Source organism: Streptomyces sp. ADI95-17 (assembly GCF_003846175.1).
In the GTDB taxonomy this organism is placed as follows: Bacteria; Actinomycetota; Actinomycetes; order Streptomycetales; family Streptomycetaceae; genus Streptomyces; species Streptomyces sanglieri.
In genome coordinates this window covers 112,929-131,022 of sequence record NZ_ML123047.1, presented here as the reverse complement: position 1 = coordinate 131,022, position 18,094 = coordinate 112,929, and the positions used below count along the sequence as shown (strand labels likewise).

Annotated in this window: 11 protein-coding genes and 1 pseudogene; 11 read left to right on the top strand and 1 reads right to left on the bottom strand. The window is 71.5% G+C overall.

The annotated features are described in order from the left end of the window. Positions 1-35: 35 nt before the first annotated feature. From EES42_RS19475 to EES42_RS47605, 3 genes and pseudogenes are all read left to right on the top strand, one after another. Complete coding sequence (locus EES42_RS19475) at positions 36-236, top strand: DUF4244 domain-containing protein (protein ID WP_124720133.1); 201 nt, start codon at positions 36-38, stop codon at positions 234-236. Then, on the top strand, positions 223-663 hold the full coding sequence (locus EES42_RS19470; RefSeq protein WP_124719542.1) for a TadE family type IV pilus minor pilin: 441 nt from the start codon (positions 223-225) through the stop codon (positions 661-663). Before EES42_RS19475 ends, EES42_RS19470 begins: the two co-directional genes overlap by 14 nt. Continuing rightward, a pseudogene (locus tag EES42_RS47605) lies at positions 660-1,007 on the top strand (Rv3654c family TadE-like protein); the annotation flags it as partial. The gene EES42_RS19470 and the pseudogene EES42_RS47605, both read left to right, overlap by 4 nt. Before the next feature lie 40 nt (positions 1,008-1,047). Here the strand turns inward: EES42_RS47605 and EES42_RS19460 are convergent. Next, the gene (locus tag EES42_RS19460) at positions 1,048-3,627 is read right to left on the bottom strand and encodes a DEAD/DEAH box helicase (protein WP_241196472.1); all 2,580 of its coding nucleotides are present in this window, start codon (positions 3,625-3,627) and stop codon (positions 1,048-1,050) included. 78 nt (positions 3,628-3,705) lie between these two features. Here EES42_RS19460 and EES42_RS19455 point away from each other — a divergent pair, with 78 nt between their 5' ends. The 8 genes from EES42_RS19455 to tmk all read left to right on the top strand — a co-directional run bounded on the left by EES42_RS19455 (position 3,706) and on the right by tmk (position 17,873). Further along, entirely contained in the window at positions 3,706-4,059 is a 354-nt protein-coding gene (locus EES42_RS19455) for an STAS domain-containing protein (protein ID WP_003967428.1), read from the top strand. 487 nt (positions 4,060-4,546) lie between these two features. Continuing rightward, positions 4,547-5,029, top strand: a complete 483-nt coding sequence (locus tag EES42_RS19450) for an ATP-binding protein (RefSeq protein WP_124719541.1) — start codon at positions 4,547-4,549, stop codon at positions 5,027-5,029. A gap of 352 nt (positions 5,030-5,381) precedes the next feature. Further along, positions 5,382-7,829 carry a sodium-translocating pyrophosphatase gene (locus tag EES42_RS19445; RefSeq protein WP_124719540.1) on the top strand — a complete coding sequence of 816 codons (2,448 nt, stop codon included), beginning with the start codon at positions 5,382-5,384 and terminating at the stop codon, positions 7,827-7,829. Between the two features lie 356 nt (positions 7,830-8,185). Next, entirely contained in the window at positions 8,186-8,803 is a 618-nt protein-coding gene (locus EES42_RS19440; protein ID WP_124719539.1) for a prolipoprotein diacylglyceryl transferase, read from the top strand. A gap of 141 nt (positions 8,804-8,944) precedes the next feature. After that, entirely contained in the window at positions 8,945-10,459 is a 1,515-nt protein-coding gene (locus EES42_RS19435; protein ID WP_124719538.1) for a N5-glutamine methyltransferase family protein, read from the top strand. A 523-nt stretch (positions 10,460-10,982) separates the two neighbouring features. After that, positions 10,983-11,180: a hypothetical protein gene (locus EES42_RS19430; RefSeq protein ID WP_124719537.1), complete on the top strand. Its 198-nt coding sequence runs from the start codon at positions 10,983-10,985 to the stop codon at positions 11,178-11,180. A 446-nt stretch (positions 11,181-11,626) separates the two neighbouring features. Continuing rightward, complete coding sequence (gene topA / locus EES42_RS19420) at positions 11,627-14,491, top strand: type I DNA topoisomerase (protein WP_124719535.1); 2,865 nt, start codon at positions 11,627-11,629, stop codon at positions 14,489-14,491. 223 nt (positions 14,492-14,714) lie between these two features. Further along, positions 14,715-17,873, top strand: coding sequence for a dTMP kinase (tmk, locus tag EES42_RS19415; protein WP_124719534.1), 3,159 nt, complete (start codon positions 14,715-14,717; stop codon positions 17,871-17,873). The last annotated feature ends 221 nt before the right edge of the window (positions 17,874-18,094 follow it).

The following is an 18,094-nucleotide window of genomic DNA, read 5'->3' as shown; positions in this document are numbered from 1 at the left end:
CATTCAGTATGAATTAAGAAATGGCGGGGGTCGGAATGGTGCAGCGAATCAGGACCTGGGTGCGGGGCATGGCTCGTCGGGTCCGGCAGGACAGCGGAATGACGACATCCGAATATGCGGTGGGGACGATCGCGGCCTGTGCGTTCGCGGCGGTGCTCTACAAGGTGGTCACCAGCCAGCCGGTCATGTCCGCATTGCAGTCATTGCTGAAGGACGCGCTCGATGCGAAGTTCTGAGAGCGGTCCCGGAGCGTGCGCCGGAGGCCGTTTCCGTACCGCGGACGGGGGACCAGGCGCCCGGGCGTCGGATCGCGGCGCGGTGACCGCGGAAGCGGCCATGGCGGTTCCGGTGCTGGCGATCTTCGCCCTGGCGCTGGTCTGGGCGCTGATGGCCGCCTCCGCCCAGATCCGCTGCGTGGACGCGGCGAGGGCCGGGGCGAGGGCGGCAGCCCGCTCCGAGCCGGAGGCGCAGGTGCTGGAGGTGACTCGTTCGGCGGCACCCGGCGGGGCCGAAGTCGCGATGGAACGGACCGGGGAGCTGTGGCGGGTACGGGTGGCGGCGCCGATACCGGGGCCGGGCCCGCTGTCCCTGACGCTTCACGCGGAGGCGGCGGCAATGGCCGAGGACACGGTGGGCGAGGACACGGTGGGGGTGACGCAATGAGCGGGACCGGCGGGGCCGGCAGCACTGGCGGGGGACGGCGTGCGGCTGTCCTCGCGTGGCTGGGCAGGGACAGCGGCAGCGGCGGGGACGGGGACAGGGGGCTGGCCACGGTGTGGGTGGCCATGACCACGGCCACGTTGTGCGCGGTGTTCGCGGTCGTGCTGGCCCTCGGGCAGGTGGTGGCCGTCCGGCACAGGGCGGGCGGTGCGGCGGACCTGGCGGCCCTGGCCGCGGCCGACCGGGCCCTGCAAGGCCCTGGGGAGGCATGTGGGGCCGCTGGGAAGGTGGCCGCGGCCCAGGGAGCCGTGGTGGTCCGGTGTGCGGTGAGCGGGGAGATCGCCGATGTGACGGCCCGGGTGAGTTTCGGGCCGTACGAACCGGCAGTCAGGTCCCGGGCCGGTCCTCCGGCGGCCGCTCCGGGCTCTCCGGAGCCGTTGCCTCCGCCCCAGCCCCTCCCTCCGGGGCCGGCTCCGGGTCCGGGTCCGGCGGCTGCGCAGAGCTCGGTTCCCCGGGAGGCGGGGGTGCGTATCGGAGGAGTTCGGTGAGGAGCCGTACGGCGCCGCGCTTGTGCAGGGGTTCGTTGCCGTTGCCGCACTTGGGGGACTGGACACAGGACGGGCAGCCGGCCTCGCACTCGCAGGACGCGATCGCCTGGCGGGTCGCGGTCAGCCAGGCACGGGCGGTGTGGAAGGCCCGTTCGGCGAATCCGGCACCGCCCGGGTGGCCGTCGTACACGAAGACCGTGGGCAGCAGGGTGTCCGGGTGCAGGGGTACGGCGACGCCACCGATGTCCCACCGGTCGCAGGTGGCGAAGAGCGGCAGCATCCCGATCGACGCGTGCTCCGCGGCGTGCAGGGCGCCGCCCAGGATCTCCGGGTTGATACGGGCGGCGTCGAGCTGGTCCTCGGTGACCGTCCACCAGACGGCGCGGGTACGCAGAGTGCGGGGCGGCAGGTCCAGTTTGGTCTCGCCGAGGACCTCGCCGGTGATCAGCCTTCGGCGCAGGAAGGAGACGACCTGGCTGGTGACCTCCACGGAGCCGTAGCAGAGCCGCCCGTCGCCCCACGGGATCTCGGTGTCGGTCTCCAGGACGGCGATGGAGGTGGTGTCGCGGGCGGTGGTCGAGTACGGCGGGACGGCTTCCTCGACCAGGGCCACCGAATCCTCCAGGTCCAGTTTCCGGACCAGGTAGGTGCGGCCCTGATGGAGGTGGACGGCACCCTCGTGGACGGCGGTGTGCGCGGCCGCATCGTCGACGGTGCCCAGCAGCCGGCCAGTGCCCTCCTCGACGATCTGGACGGGGCGGCCGCCCTCGCCGCGGATGTCGGTGAGATCGGCGGCACGCTCGCGGCGGGTCCAGTGCCAGCCCGATGCCCGCTTGCGGAGCAGCTTCGCGGCCTCCAGCTGCGGCAGCAGTTCCGCCACGGCCGGGCCGAACAGCTCCAGGTCGGGCGCGGTGAGGGGGAGCTCCGCGGCGGCGGCGCACAGATGGGGGGCGAGGACGTACGGATTGTCCGGATCCAGGACGGTCGACTCCACGGGCTGCTGGAACAGCGCCTCGGGATGGTGGACGAGAAAGGTGTCCAGCGGGTCGTCGCGGGCCACCAGGACGGCCAGGGCGCCCTGGCCGGAGCGCCCGGCGCGGCCCGCCTGCTGCCACAGCGACGCCCTGGTACCAGGGTAGCCGGCGATGACGACGGCATCCAGGCCGGAGACGTCGATGCCGAGTTCGAGGGCGGTGGTGGCGGCCAGTCCGAGCAGTTCCCCGGAATGCAGGGCGCGCTCCAGGGCTCGGCGTTCCTCGGGGAGGTAGCCCCCGCGGTAGGCGGCGACCCGGGCCGGCAGCGAGCGGTCCACCTCGGCGAGGCGCTCCTTCGCGATGACGGAGATCAGCTCGGCGCCACGCCGGGAACGCACGAAGGCGACCGAGCGGACGCCCTGGACGGTGAGATCGGTGAGGAGGTCGGCGGTCTCGGCGGTGGCGGTGCGGCGGACGGGGGCGCCCTTCTCGCCGTGCAGTTCGGTCAGGGGCGGCTCCCACAGCGCGAAGACCAGCTCGCCGCGCGGCGAGGAGTCGTCGGCGACCTCCTTGACCGGGAGGCCAGTGAGGCGGCCGGCCGCGACGGAGGGTTCCGCCGCAGTGGCGGAGGCGAGGAGGAAGACCGGGTCGGCGCCGTAACGGGCGCACAGGCGGCGGAGCCGGCGTACGACCTGGGCGACGTGGGAGCCGAAGACGCCGCGGTAGGTGTGGCACTCGTCGATGACGACGAAGCGCAGGGCGCGCAGGAAGGAGGACCAGCGGGGGTGGGACGGGAGTATCCCGCGGTGCAGCATGTCGGGGTTGGTCAGGACGTAGTTGGCGTACTGGCGCACCCACTCGCGTTCCTCGACCGGGGTGTCACCGTCGTAGACCGCGGGCCTGATGGCGTTGCCGAGCGGCGCCGCGAGCTGCTTCACGGCACGCCTCTGGTCGGCCGCCAGGGCCTTGGTGGGCGCCAGGTACAGGGCGGTGGCCCCACGGCCGTTCGGGGCCTCGGAGCCGTCGAGCAGGGCGCTGAGGACCGGGGCGAGGTAGGCGAGAGACTTGCCGGACGCGGTGCCGGTGGCGATGACCACGGATTCGCCGTCCAGGGCGTGCTCGGCGGCGGCCGACTGGTGCGCCCACGGATGTTCGATTCCGGCCTTCTGGATCGCGGCGACAACTTCCGGCCGGATGCGATCGGGCCAGATGGCATGGGTTCCCGCACGCGGGGGCAAGTGCTCCGTATGAGTGATGCGCGCGGACCGGCCCGCCACTGCGGCGAGCCGGTCGAGGACCATGGCGGGAGAGTGGCTGGTGTCGCTGTTCCCGGGTGGTCGACTGGGGCGGTGATTCTTGGCCATCGGCACCGAGTGTGTCACTGGCAGGACGGACAATGGTCCCAAGGCGTCGTGCATGGCTGCTGGTAAGTGATTGAATGCCATCGCGGCTGGCGATCCGTTCCCTGGCTCCGCCGGGGAGACCGAGGGGCGACCGCTCGATAGCAAGGTGCTGGAGGATCCGTGGACCTGTCCTTGTCGACTCGCAATGTGTCCGGCCCTGGTGGCGACCGTACGGTCGTCGAGGTCGGTGGCGAGATTGATGTGTATACCGCGCCCAAGCTGCGCGAGCAGTTGGTCGAGTTGGTGAATGACGGCAGCTACCACCTGGTTGTCGACATGGAAGGCGTCGATTTCCTCGACTCCACCGGCCTCGGCGTGCTCGTGGGTGGCTTGAAGCGTGTCCGGGCCCATGAGGGCTCGCTGCGCCTGGTCTGCAACCAGGAGCGCATTCTCAAGATCTTCCGGATCACCGGCCTGACCAAGGTGTTCCCGATTCACACCACGGTCGACGAGGCCGTTGCGGCCACCGACTGACGACCGACCTGACTGTCAGACCGACTACCGACTGACAGTCGGTCCGAGGTCGGTCTGCAGGCCGGATCGGCACGCAGTCGGCGCACCGGTGGCCCGCCAGGCGGCCGGTGCGACGCGGGCGTGCCCGACGGCCGGCTGCCGACTGCCGTGAGGCAGGCCGATCGCACGGTCGGGCTGCCGACCGGGTGGCCGGACGGTCGGTCGAGGAGTCGGCCGGTCGGCGCGGCCCGTTCGCGGCTGGTCGGGGGTCCGTCGTTCGACGGGCTGTCGGCCGAGGCCGTTCGCGCGGTGCGGTTCGGTCCGTTCCGTCCGTGCGGCGATCGGTCGCTCGGTGATCGGACCGCTCGCGGGCGGTCCGGCTGCCGGACGGGAGTCCGTCGGCCCGTCGGTGCCGGTGGTTCCACGCCGGATCTGGAAGAAGAGCAGGGACGCCGGGCAGCGCGCCCGGGCCCCTGGGATGCACGCCCGTACGTCTGAGGGGGATCACATGGCCACCGTTGAACTCCGCTTCAGCGCCCAGCCCGAACACGTCAGGACGGCCCGCCTCGTGGCGGCCGCCGTGGCGCGCCGGGCAGGGGTCGATGAAGCCGTGCTCGACGAGGTCAGACTCGCCGTCGGTGAAGCCTGCAGCCGCGCTGTCGGGCTGCACCGCAGCCATGGCATCACCGCACCGGTCTCCGTCGCCCTGATCGAGGAGGAGAAGTCCTTCTCCGTCGAGGTCGCCGACGAGGTGCCCGGCCCCGGGGACGATCCCGCCCTCGGAGGACCGGTCGGAGCCTCCGCGACACGCGGCGCCACGCCCGGCGCGGGACTCGATGTGCCGGATCACGAGAGCGACGCCGACGGCGAGGACGAGATGGGTCTCGCGGTCATCAGCGGCCTCGTCGATGATGTGGAAGTCAGATCGGGAGCCAAGGGCGGCGTGATCCGCATGAGCTGGCCGAAGACGCCCGCGACCGTGCTGCCATGACGCTGCTCCCCTGAGACATCCCGGGCGCCGCATGCCTCGGGCGGTCCGCCGCCCGAGCCGCCCGCCCCGGTCCGCCTGCCCCGGCCCGGTCGAACCTGTTCCCCGGTTTCTCCGGCCCATTTCTTGATCCATGTTTCGAGGCCCTGCTGAGCAGGGCCTTTTTTCATTTATGCGTGATCGATGATCTACGGAAAATGTGCCTGCCCCATTACTGCATTCGGGCCTCTCCGAGAGGGCGATCATTTATCGATCGAAGGGTGGAGGTCAATTACATTTACGGCGCACTGTTTTGATCAGCTCCCGCTCCCTACAATCCGTCCACGTCTTGAGCGCTGAGCGTCAAGGAGGACGTATGGCGGAGTTCTTCAACACCCCACTGGCAGGACCCGCGCAAGATTCCGCATTTTCCGCACCTGCCGGCCGGTCCACTTCTCTGGCGGCCGCCGTTCTCACCGATGACAACCGTGTCATCGTGATCGTCGTCGCAGTGGTGGCCGTCGCCGCCCTGGTCGTCGCCAGACTGCTGGTGCGTCAGGTGCTGGCGGCCGGCGAGGGCACCGACCGCATGAAGGAGATCGCGGCCGCCGTCCAGGAAGGCGCGAATGCCTATCTGGCCCGGCAGTTGCGCACCGTCGGCATCTTTGCCGTCGTGGTCTTCTTCCTGCTTCTGCTGCTACCGGCCGACAACTGGTCGCAGCGAGCGGGCCGTTCGTTGTTCTTCCTGGTGGGTGCGCTTTTCTCGGCGGCCACCGGATACATCGGGATGCGGCTCGCGGTGCGCAGCAATGTCCGTGTGGCTGCGGCTGCGCGTGAGGCGACTCCCGCGGAAGGCGAGCCGGAAAAGGATCTCACCGCTGTTTCGCACAAAGCGATGAAGATCGCTTTTCGTACCGGTGGCGTGGTCGGGATGATCACCGTGGGCCTCGGCCTGCTCGGCGCGTCCTGTGTCGTGCTCGTCTATGCCGCCGACGCCCCGAAGGTGCTGGAGGGCTTCGGGCTCGGGGCCGCGCTGATCGCCATGTTCATGAGGGTCGGCGGTGGCATCTTCACCAAGGCCGCGGACGTCGGCGCCGACCTCGTCGGCAAGGTCGAGCAGGGCATCCCGGAGGACGATCCGCGCAACGCCGCCACCATCGCCGACAACGTGGGCGACAACGTCGGTGACTGCGCCGGAATGGCGGCCGACCTCTTCGAGTCGTACGCCGTGACACTCGTCGCCGCGCTCATCCTCGGCAAGGCCGCCTTCGGCGATGCCGGACTGGCCTTTCCGCTGATCGTTCCGGCGATCGGCGTGGTCACCGCGATGATCGGCATCTTCGCGGTCGCCCCCCGGCGCACCGACCGCAGCGGAATGACCGCGATCAACCGCGGATTCTTCATCTCCGCGGTGATCTCGCTGGTGCTGGTGGCCGTGGGCGTGTTCGTCTACCTGCCGTCCTCGTACGCGGATCTGGACGGTGTGACCGACAGCGCCATCACCTCGCACGGTGGCGACCCGCGGATCTTCGCCCTGGTGGCCGTCGCCATCGGTATCGTGCTGGCCGCCCTGATCCAGCAGCTGACCGGGTACTTCACCGAGACGAGCAGGCGCCCCGTCAGGGACATCGGCAAGTCCTCGCTGACCGGCCCGGCCACCGTCGTGCTCGCGGGCATCTCCATCGGTCTGGAGTCCGCCGTCTACACGGCGCTGCTGATCGGTCTGGGAGTCTACGGGGCGTTCCTGCTCGGCGGTACGTCGATCATGCTGGCGCTCTTCGCGGTGGCCCTGGCGGGGACCGGGCTGCTCACCACCGTCGGTGTCATTGTCGCCATGGACACCTTCGGCCCGGTCTCGGACAACGCGCAGGGCATCGCCGAGATGTCCGGTGATGTCACGGGCGCCGGCGCGCAGGTCCTCACCGACCTGGACGCCGTCGGCAACACGACCAAGGCCATCACCAAGGGCATCGCCATCGCCACCGCCGTGCTGGCGGCGTCGGCGCTCTTCGGTTCGTACCGCGACGCGATCGCCACGGCGGTCGATGACGTGGGCGCCAAGGCCGGCGAGATGACGCTCAGTCTGGACATCTCGCAGCCCAACAACCTGGTGGGCCTGATCCTCGGTGCCGCGGTCGTCTTCCTCTTCTCCGGGCTGGCGATCAACGCGGTGTCGCGGTCCGCCGGGGCCGTGGTCTACGAGGTGCGGCGGCAGTTCCGCGAGCATCCCGGGATCATGGACTACAGCGAGAAGCCGGAGTACGGGCGCGTCGTCGACATCTGCACCAAGGACGCCCTGCGTGAGCTCGCCACGCCCGGTCTGCTGGCCGTCCTGGCGCCGATCGCCGTCGGGTTCACGCTCGGCGTCGGAGCGCTCGGCTCCTATCTCGCGGGTGCCATCGGGACCGGCACCCTGATGGCGGTCTTCCTCGCCAACTCCGGCGGCGCGTGGGACAACGCCAAGAAGCTCGTCGAGGACGGTCACTACGGCGGCAAGGGCAGCGAGGCCCATGCCGCGACCGTCATCGGCGACACGGTCGGCGACCCCTTCAAGGACACGGCCGGGCCGGCGATCAACCCCTTGCTCAAGGTGATGAACCTGGTAGCCCTGCTCATCGCCCCGGCGGTGGTGCAGTTCAGCTACGGGCAGGACGCGAGCGCCGGAGTGCGCGCGGTGGTGGCGGTGCTCGCCGTCGCGGTCATCGTCGGCGCGGTCTACGTATCCAAGCGGCGCGGAATCGCCGTGGGCGACGAGGATCCCGGCGACGGGGACGGAGGCGGGGACGCGCCGGCCAAGTCGCCGGGCCAAGCAGCCGTTTCGTGAACCAGTGGCCGGGGCCGGGGCCGGGCGGTGATCCGTAGTCCGTCCCCGGCTCGGTGGACGGGCGGTGGCACGTAACCGGTCCCGCTCAATAACCGGGCGGGCGACGCATTCTGATGTGTCGTCCGCCCGCTCACATTTTCGCGCGGGTGCCCGTCGGCGGTCGATCCGTAAGCCGTCCGGGTGTTTGTTCGTGCGTGTGTTCCCGAGCGGTGAGGGCTGTGCGGGTGAGTGGCATCTCCCTCATTTCCCTTGGTGCAAATGGCTGCAAAAGGCTACTCATCGGACGCCCGGCGCCCGGGCGGAGGGCGCTCGCCGTGTAAGTTCCGGGGCCGAGAGCCTTGGAAGGGACCGATCCGGTGAACAAGAAGCTTGCGGCCGCACTGTCCGGCGGTGCGGTACTGGTACTTACGCTGTCGGGCTGCAGCAGCGACGACAACAGCGACAAGGTGAACGACTGGGCGAAGAAGGTCTGCGACCAGGTCCAGCCCCAGCTTCAGAAGATCGCGAACGCCAACGCCGCCATCCAGCAGCAGACCGCGGACAACAGCAAGCCCGCCGACGTCCAGAAGACCGACTCGGCCGCCTTCCAGCAGATCTCGCAGGCGTACAAGGCACTGGGCACGGCCGTCGACTCCGCGGGTGCGCCGCCGGTCGACGGCGGTGAGGCCACGCACAAGGAGGCCGTGAAGGAACTCAACGCCTCCTCCGCGGCGTACGGGAACCTGCAGAAGAAGGTCGACGCGCTGGAGACGAAGGACCAGGCGAAGTTCGCCGACGGTCTCAAGGGCATCGCGGACGAGCTGAACAAGATCAGCACCAGTGGTGACGAGGCGCTGAAGAAGCTTCAGTCCGGCGAGGTCGGCACCGCGATGGCCAAGCAGAAGGGCTGCCAGAAGCCGACGGCCTCGACGCCGCCGAAGGCCTCCACGGAGCCGTCCGAGGCACCGTCCGCCTCGCCCAGCAAGAAGGCGTGACCGGACGGCAGCGACGGCGGCCCTGGTGATGCGCGGCTGTTGGTGCCTGCCGGTGGCACGACATCTGTCGTACAGCGGCCCGGCCGCCCCGATGGGCGCCGGGCCGCTGCCGTTGTCGGTGGGAGCGGCCACAATGGGTGGGTGAGTACGACCAGCCTCCCCGTGCCCGACCGTTCGCCCCGGCTCCGCGAAGCCCTGCTCGCCGCCGCCTTCACCGCGGACGGGCTCCTCGACCTGCTCGGTGCCCCCGCCTACGCCGCGCTCGCCCGCAGCGAGACGGTCCCGGCGCTCCGTGCCACCCGGGGCGACGCCCCGCTCGACACGCTGGTGCGGCTCTTCCTGCTCCAGCAGCCGGTGCCGTACGAGCGGGCCGCCGCCGCGCTCCCGCTGGCCGAGTGCGCCGAGGACGGCTGGGTGACCCGCGTCGGCGACGAGGTGCGGGCCACGGTCGACGTACGGCCGTACAGCGGGCCCGAGGGACAGGACTGGTACATCGTCTCCGACCTGGGCTGCGCCGTCGGTGGCGCGGGCGGCATCGGCTCGCGCGAGGAAGGCGTGGTCCTGGGTGTCGGAGGGGCTTCCACCACGCTCGCCGGGATCACCGTCCGTACGCCTGTCGCTTCCGCGCTGGATGTCGGCACCGGCTCCGGCATTCAGGCGCTGCACGCCTCGCAGCACGCCTCCCGGGTCACGGCCACCGACCTCAACCCGCGCGCGCTGGACTTCACCCGGCTGACCCTCGCGCTGTCCGGAGTCGCCCCGGCCGAGCTGCGCCAGGGCTCGTTGTACGAACCGGTCGGCACCGAGACGTACGACCTGATCGTCTCCAACCCCCCGTTCGTCATCTCGCCCGGTGCCCGGCTCACCTACCGCGACGGCGGCATGGGCGGTGACGACCTGTGCCGGACCCTGGTGCAGCAGACGGGCGACCGGCTGAACGAGGGCGGATACGCCCACTTCCTCGCCAACTGGCAGCACGTCGAGGGCGAGGACTGGCAGAGCCGGCTGAGCGCCTGGGTTCCGTTCGGCTGCGACGCCTGGATCGTGCAGCGCGAGGTCCAGGACGTCACGCAGTACGCGGAGCTGTGGCTGCGCGACAGCGGCGACCACCGCACGGACTCCGCCGAGTACGCCGCGCGGTACGACGCCTGGCTGGACGAGTTCGAGGCCCGCAAGACCAAGGGCGTCGGCTTCGGCTGGATCACCCTGCGCAAGTCCGCCGCAGCCGCCGCGGGCAATCCGTCGGTCGTGATCGAGGAGTGGCCGCACGCGGTGGAGCAGCCGCTCGGACCGGCCGTCGAGGCCCACTTCGCCCGTCAGGACTACCTCCGCGAGCAGGACGACGCGGCGCTCCTGGCCGGGCACTTCACCCTGGCCGCCGAGGTGGTGCAGGAGCAGGTCGGCCTGCCCGGCGCGGAGGATCCGGAACACGTGGTGCTCCGTCAGCACCGGGGCATGCGGCGCGCGACGAAGGTCGATGCCGTGGGCGCCGGCTTCGCGGGGGTGTGCGACGGAACGCTTCCCGCGGGCCGGATCCTGGACGCGATCGCCCAGTTGATGAACGAGGACCCGGTGCTGCTGCGCGACCGGACGCCGCAGGCGATCCGGCTGCTGGTCGAGGAGGGCTTCCTGGAGCCGGTTCCTCCGGCGGGCTGAGCGCTCGCCCGGTCGCTTGCCTCCGCGCGCCCGATTGGCCGGCCCGATTGCAGGTCCGATTGGCCGTCCAACCCGGTCCAGCCCCGTCCAGGTCTCCGTTCCCGTTCCGTTCGGGCACGTACCGCCGTAGGTAAGGAGAGGCCCCGCGAGCAGCGGATTCGGGCTCGCCGCCGGCGGTGCGCCGAGGAGGGGGCGGATTCCGGATGGGACGCCGGACGGAGTCCCGGCGGAGCCTTGGCGGCACCGGGCCGGAACCGGCCGGCACCGGGCCGGAACCGGCCGGCACCGGGCCGGAACCCGGCCGGAACCCTGAGCGGAGCCCTGGCAGAACCCCGGCAGGACTCTGCCGGAACCCCGATGGGGGCTCTGCCGGATCCTCGATGGGCTCCGGGCGGCGTCGCCGAGAGGCGGGCGGAACCGGCCATTCACCCGGGGTTCGCATGGTCGATGCCCTGGGGTGGCAGCCTCCCCCTGGCCGGACGGCACACGCCCCGGCCCGGGCAGGGAGAGGGAGGCGTACGGCATGGAGAGCGGACCTGCGATCTTCGCCGGATCGGCGTTCGCGCTGTTCGGTGCCGCGCTGCTGCTGTGGACGGGGGCGCGTGTGCTGCACCGCGCGCCGGTGGCGCACGGCGTGAGCCCCGTCGCCTCCGCCGCGCTCGCCACTGTGTTCGGCGTACTTTTTCTCGTCCTCGGTGTGTGGTGCTTCACCCGTATCTGATCCACTGCTCACAGGCCCGGTCAGATCCGTGGCTCATGGGCCCGGCCCGCTCCACCGCGCACAGGGCCTGCCCGATCCGCCGCCCGCAGGCCCGGCCCGGCCCGGCCCACCGGCCCACCGGCCCACCGGCTCTGCCGGGAAACCGGCGGCGCACGGCGGACAGTGGCGGGGAACACGCCCGGACCGTACGCGGCCCGCTGCCGACGCCCGCAGCGCCGCCACAGCACCCCGGAAACCCGCAGGCAGCGACCGTGCACACGGCGGACCGGGCGGTCCGGGCGGCAGGAATGGCGGAAGTCGGGTTACCGTTCGAGTGGCCGTTGCGGGCTTTTGCCGTTTGACACGGGGGCGGGTTGTACCGTCACACTCCGCAGCGACAGCACCTTCGGCAGCGTCATCGCGCTGCCCGGATGCCCACCGAGCGTCGACCGGAGAGAAGAGCGAAGTTGTCCCCGACCAGCGAGACCGCACAGGGCGGCCGCCGACTCGTCATCGTCGAGTCGCCTGCCAAGGCGAAGACGATCAAGGGCTACCTCGGCCCCGGATACGTCGTCGAGGCGAGCGTCGGGCACATCCGCGACCTGCCGAACGGCGCCGCAGAGGTTCCGGACGAGTACACCGGCGAGGTCCGTCGGCTCGGCGTCGACGTCGAGCATGACTTCCAGCCCGTCTATGTCGTCAACGCGGACAAGAAGGCGCAGGTCAGGAAGCTCAAGCAGCTGCTGGCCGAGTCCGACGAACTCTTCCTCGCCACCGATGAGGACCGCGAGGGCGAAGCCATCGCGTGGCACCTGCAGGAAGTCCTGAAGCCCAAGGTCCCGGTCCACCGGATGGTCTTCCACGAGATCACCAAGGACGCGATCCGGGCGGCCGTCGCCAACCCGCGCGAGCTCAACCAGCGCATGGTCGACGCCCAGGAGACCCGCCGTATCCTCGACCGCCTCTACGGCTACGAGGTCTCGCCGGTCCTGTGGAAGAAGGTCATGCCGCGCCTGTCGGCCGGCCGTGTCCAGTCCGTGGCGACCCGGCTCGTCGTCGAGCGCGAGCGCGAGCGCATCGCCTTCCGCTCCGCCGAGTACTGGGACCTCACCGGCACCTTCGCCACCGGCCGCACCGGTGACGCCTCCGACCCGTCGAACCTCACCGCCCGCCTCAGCGCGGTCGACGGCCGGCGCATCGCCCAGGGCCGTGACTTCGGTCCGGACGGGCAGCTGAAGTCCGCCTCCGGCCAGACACTGCACCTGGACGAGACGAACGCCCGCGCCCTGGCCGCCGCGCTCGCCGACTCCTCGTTCGCCGTCCGGTCCGTCGAGTCGAAGCCGTACCGCCGCTCCCCGTACGCCCCCTTCCGTACGACGACCCTCCAGCAGGAGGCGAGCCGCAAGCTGGGCTTCGGGGCCAAGGCCACCATGCAGGTCGCGCAGAAGCTGTACGAGAACGGCTTCATCACCTATATGCGTACCGACTCCACGACCCTCTCGGACACCGCGGTCTCCGCGGCCCGGGCGCAGGTCACCCAGCTCTACGGCGCCGACTACCTGCCGGACAAGCCGCGCACGTACGCCGGGAAGGTCAAGAACGCGCAGGAGGCGCACGAGGCGATCCGCCCCTCCGGCGACCGCTTCCGCACCCCCGCCGAGACCGGCCTCACCGGTGACCAGTTCCGGCTCTACGAGCTGATCTGGAAGCGGACCGTCGCCTCCCAGATGAAGGACGCGGTCGGCAACTCGGTCACCGTCAAGATCGGCGGCCGGGCGAGCGACGGCCGGGACGCCGAGTTCTCCGCATCCGGCAAGACGATCACCTTCCACGGCTTCATGAAGGCGTACGTCGAGGGCGCCGACGACCCGAACGCCGAGTTGGACGACCGCGAGCGGCGTCTGCCGCAGGTCGCCGAGGGCGACGCGCTGTCCGCCGAGGAGATCTCGGTCGACGGCCACGCCACCAAGCCGCCGGCCCGGTACACCGAGGCCTCGCTGGTCAAGGAGCTGGAAGAGCGCGAGATCGGCCGCCCGTCGACGTACGCGTCGATCATCGGCACGATCCTGGACCGCGGCTACGTCTTCAAGAAGGGCACGGCGCTCGTCCCGTCGTTCCTCTCCTTCGCCGTGGTCAACCTGCTGGAGAAGCACTTCGGCCGGCTCGTCGACTACGACTTCACCGCGAAGATGGAGGACGACCTCGACCGCATCGCACGCGGTGAGGCCCAGTCCGTGCCGTGGCTGAAGCGCTTCTACTTCGGTGCGGGCGCCGGCGACACGGCCGGAGCGGGGGCGGCCTCCGACGCGGGCAACGGCGATGGCGATCACCTCGGCGGTCTGAAGGAACTCGTCACCGACCTCGGCGCGATCGACGCCCGCGAGATCTCCTCGTTCCCCGTCGGCAACGACATCAAGCTCCGGGTCGGCCGCTACGGCCCGTACATCGAGCGCGGTGAGAAGGACGCCGAGGGCCACCAGCGCGCGGACGTGCCGGAGGACCTGGCGCCCGACGAACTGTCCGTCGAGTACGCGGAGGAGCTGCTGGCCAAGCCGAGCGGCGACTTCGAGCTCGGCGCGGACCCGGTCTCCGGGAACCAGATCATCGCCAAGGACGGGCGCTACGGCCCGTACGTCACCGAGGTGCTGCCCGAGGGCACCCCGAAGACCGGCAAGAACGCGGTGAAGCCGCGGACCGCCTCGCTCTTCAAGACCATGTCCCTGGACACGGTGACGCTGGCCGACGCGCTCAAGCTGATGTCGCTGCCGCGGGTCGTCGGCGAGGACGCCGAGGGCGTCGAGATCACCGCGCAGAACGGCCGCTACGGCCCGTACCTGAAGAAGGGCACGGACTCGCGTTCGCTCACCTCCGAGGACCAGCTCTTCGACATCACGCTCGAAGAGGCCCTCGCGATCTACGCCCAGCCCAAGCAGCGCGGCCGGGCAGCGGCCAAGCCGCCGCTGAAGGAGCTGGGCACGGACCCGGTGAGCGGGGCCCCGGTCGTGGTCAAGGACGGTCGCTTCGGCGCCTACGTCACCGACGGCGAGACCAACGCGACGCTGCGGACCGCCGACAGCGTCGAGGACATCACGCCGGAGCGCGGCTACGAGCTGCTCGCCGAGAAGCGTGCCAAGGGACCCGCCAAGAAGAAGACGGCGAAGAAGGCCCCGGCCAAGAAGGCGACCGCGAAGAAGACGGCCGCCAAGAAGACCACGGCGACCGCCAAGAAGACCGCGGCGAAGAAGACGACGACCGCGAAGAAGACCACGACCGCCGCCAAGAAGGCGACGGCCGCGAAGAAGACGACGACCGCGGCGTCCGCGGAGGACTGACCGTACGCGTCGACCGCATGCGTCGAGCACGCCGGAGGGGGCCGGGCGATTCCGGCCCCCTCCGGCGTTCGCGCGTACCTGGGTGTACGTGGGCGAGTGGCTGCGGGCGGGTGGCTCGTGGCCGGGGCTCCGGCGGACGGCAGGGTAGCGCCGGGAGGGGGCGGGCGCCCATATGTTCGGACGGGGCCTCCGGGGACCCCACGGCTCCGGATAGGCTGGGCGGATGACGCGAGCCGAGCAGCCAACGGTCGTGAGCCCCACCTCCGACACACTTGCCGCAGACTCACGCGAGCGCGCCGTACGAGCACTGTTGCGTGTTCCCCCGCTGAAGCGGTTGTGGAGCGCGCAGCTCGTCGGCAGTACCGGCGATGCACTCGCCCTTCTCGTGCTGGTGCTGATGTCGCTGCAAGCGGCGGTCCTTGAGGGCTCATTCGGAACCGGGTACCGAGGTGCGGCCTTTGCCGTCGCCGCGGTGTTCGGTGCCCGGATCCTTGCCACCCTGCTCTTCGGAGCCGTACTCCTGGGGCCGCTGACGACGCTCACCGCACCCGGCGGACCGCTGGACCGGCGGTGGCTGATGATCGGGACGGACGGGCTGCGGCTGGCGCTGCTGGTCGTCGCGCCCCTGTGGATCGACTGGATGCCCGACCGGGCACTCATGATGATCCTGATCACCGTCTTCGTCACCGGCGCGGCCGAGCGCCTGTGGACGGTCGCCAAGGACGGTGCCGCCCCCGCGCTGCTGCCCGCCCCGCCCCCCGAGGGCGCCGCGGTGCGCCCGCTGCCCGACCACCTCGACGCACTGCGCCGGCTCTCCGTACGTACCGACTTCGCCGCGATCCCGGCCGCGGCGGTCGCCCTGCTGATCGCCACCCTCGTCGGCAACCTGCTGGGCTCGGGCCTGGAATGGTTCTCGATCCACCAGGCGGCCCTCGGCTCGTACGTCGCGGCCGGGCTGTTCTCGGCGTCGATCTCCACCCTGTACTTCCTGGAACTTCCAGGTACGCAGACCCCGCGCCCGCGCTCGCCGCTGGAGGGCCTGCGGCGCCCGTCGGCCGGCGGCGGACCCGACAAGGGCCGCACCGGATCCGTCCCGCTGGTCGTCGGCGCGTCGGCCGCGGTCGCCGGGGCCATCGCCGCGGCCGCCGCCGTGTCGGTGCTGCACGCCGCCGACCTGGGCGGCGGACCGGCCACCTTCGCCCTGCTGGTCCTCGGCCTGACCGGCGCCACCGGCGTCGGCATCCGGACCGCGGGGAAGGTGCTGCCGACCCTTTCGCGGCGCCGGCTGCTCTCGCTGGCCACCGCCGTCACCGGTATCGCGCTGCTCGCCATGGGCCTGGTGCCGGACACGGCGACCGTGCTGATGATCGCGGTGCTGGCGGGATACGCCGCGGGCGTCGCCGCCAACACCGGTCATGTCCTGGTCGACCAGGAGACCGAGGAGTTCCGCCGGGCCAGGACCACCGAGCACCTCCAGGCCGTCGTACGGGTCCTCATCGCGCTCGGCGCGCTCGGGGGCCCGCTGCTGGCCGCCGGGATCGGCGCCCACCGGCTGGGCTCGGGCGACTTCGTCTTCGAGCACGGCGGGGCGGCCTTCGCCCTGATGCTGATCGGCGCGCTGCTGCTGCCGGTCGCCGTGATCGTCCTGGCCAGGACGGACGACCGTTCCGGAGTACCGCTGCGCCGCGATCTGCGCGAGGCGCTGCGCGGCGGCGACCCGGTGGTCGCCCCCGCCGCGACCGGTTTCTTCATCGCCCTGGAGGGCGGCGACGGCGCGGGCAAGTCCACCCAGGTCGAGGCGCTCGCCGACTGGATCCGCGCCAAGGGCCACGAGGTCGTCGTCACCCGCGAGCCGGGCGCGACACCGGTCGGCAAGCGGCTGCGCTCGATCCTGCTCGACGTCTCGTCGGCCGGGCTGTCCAACCGGGCCGAGGCGCTGCTGTACGCCGCCGACCGCGCCGAGCACGTCGACTCGGTCGTCCGCCCCGCGCTGGAGCGCGGCGCGATCGTCATCTCCGACCGTTACATCGACTCGTCCGTCGCCTACCAGGGTGCGGGCCGTGACCTCTCCGCGACCGAGATCGCCCGGATCTCGCGCTGGGCGACGAGCGGGCTCGTACCGCATCTGACGGTGCTGCTGGACGTCGACCCGGAGACCGCGCGGGAACGGTTCACCGAGGCCCCCGACCGGCTGGAGTCCGAGCCGCCGGAGTTCCACGCCCGGGTACGGTCCGGCTTCCTGACCCTGGCTGCCGCCGACTCGACCCGTTACCTGGTCGTGGACGCGGGCCAGGACCCGGAGTCGATCACCACGGTCGTACGTCACCGGCTGGACCAGCTCCTGCCCCTCTCCGAGGCCGAGATCAAGGCCCAGGAGGAGGCGCGCAAGGCCGCCGAGGAGGAGGCCAGGCGCAAGGCCGAGGAAGAGGCCGCCCGCAAGGCCGAGGAGGAGCGGCTGGAGCGCGAGCGGCAGGAACAGCTCGCCAAGCTCCGTGCCGAGGAGGAGGAGCGCAAGGCCCGCGAGCTGGAGGAAGCGCGTCGTCGCGAGGCCGAACGCCAGGCGGAAGAGGCCCGGCAGCGGGCCGAGGAAGCGCGCCGGGTGGCCGAGGAGGAGCGGGTCCGGCGGGAGGCCGAGGAGGCGGCCCGCGAGGCCGAGCAGGCCAGGCTGCGCAGGCAGGCCGAGGAGGAGGCGCGGCTGCGCAAGGAGGCCGAGGCCCTGCGGCTGGAGAAGCAGCGCAAGGCCGAGGAAGCACTGCTGCGGGCCGAGGAGGCCCGTCGGCGTGCCGAGGCCGAGGCCGCCGCGGCGGCGGAGAAGGCCCGGGCGGAGGCCGCCGCGGCGGCGTCCGTGCCGGAGAACGAGATCACGGTGCCGACGCCGATCGTCAACCCGAACGACGTGACGCAGCAGGTGCCCGCGCCGGACGGCTCGTCCTCGTCCGCGTCGTCGTCCTCTCCCTCCTCGGACGAGGCCGAGACGGCGATGATCCCCAAGATCCACGACCGTCCGGGCGGCTCCGGCCGGTCCGGCGGCTCCGGTGCGGCGGGTGCCGCCGACGAGACGACGGTGCTTCCTCCGGTACGGGACACGGATCCGGCGGACCGGATTCCGCGGGGCATGTTCCGCGACGAGCGCCCGGCGGGCTCCGCTCCGGAGGGCGAGAACGAGCGCACCCGTGAGCTTCCGCAGGTCGGCGGCTGGGAGGGCCGGCAGCATTCGGAGCACCAGGAGCGCTCCGGCCGGCGCCCTCGTCCCGACTGGGCCGAGGAGACCCCGCTGGACGATCTGCCGACGCTGGCGGACGAGCTGCTGGGCGACCACCGCGACCAGCAGGACGACGGGGGCCAGGGCCGCTCGGGCCGGGGACGCCGCCCGCGCCGCTGATCCGCGCCGGCCGCCGGGGCGGGGCTTCCCGTTCCGGTGGCCGGCTCCGGTGGCCGGTTCCGGAGCCGGGACGCCTTGTTGCCGGGATTGTCAGACCCGTCCCCCACAATGGGAACCGGATCGGGGAAGCCGGACCGACAGGCAGCGGCTCACAGACAGCCACCGGCAGGCAACGAGCCGGTAGCGACAAGCCGGTAGCAACAAGCAGCGACGAGCAGGAG

Coding starts and splice junctions, on each gene's coding strand:
- EES42_RS19460 (WP_241196472.1), bottom strand. CDS start 3,627: ATGGCATTCAATCACTTACCAGCAGCCATGCACGACGCCTTGGGACCA.
- tmk (WP_124719534.1), top strand. CDS start 14,715: ATGACGCGAGCCGAGCAGCCAACGGTCGTGAGCCCCACCTCCGACACA.
- EES42_RS19475 (WP_124720133.1), top strand. CDS start 36: ATGGTGCAGCGAATCAGGACCTGGGTGCGGGGCATGGCTCGTCGGGTC.
- EES42_RS19470 (WP_124719542.1), top strand. CDS start 223: ATGCGAAGTTCTGAGAGCGGTCCCGGAGCGTGCGCCGGAGGCCGTTTC.
- EES42_RS19450 (WP_124719541.1), top strand. CDS start 4,547: ATGGCCACCGTTGAACTCCGCTTCAGCGCCCAGCCCGAACACGTCAGG.
- EES42_RS19445 (WP_124719540.1), top strand. CDS start 5,382: ATGGCGGAGTTCTTCAACACCCCACTGGCAGGACCCGCGCAAGATTCC.
- EES42_RS19430 (WP_124719537.1), top strand. CDS start 10,983: ATGGAGAGCGGACCTGCGATCTTCGCCGGATCGGCGTTCGCGCTGTTC.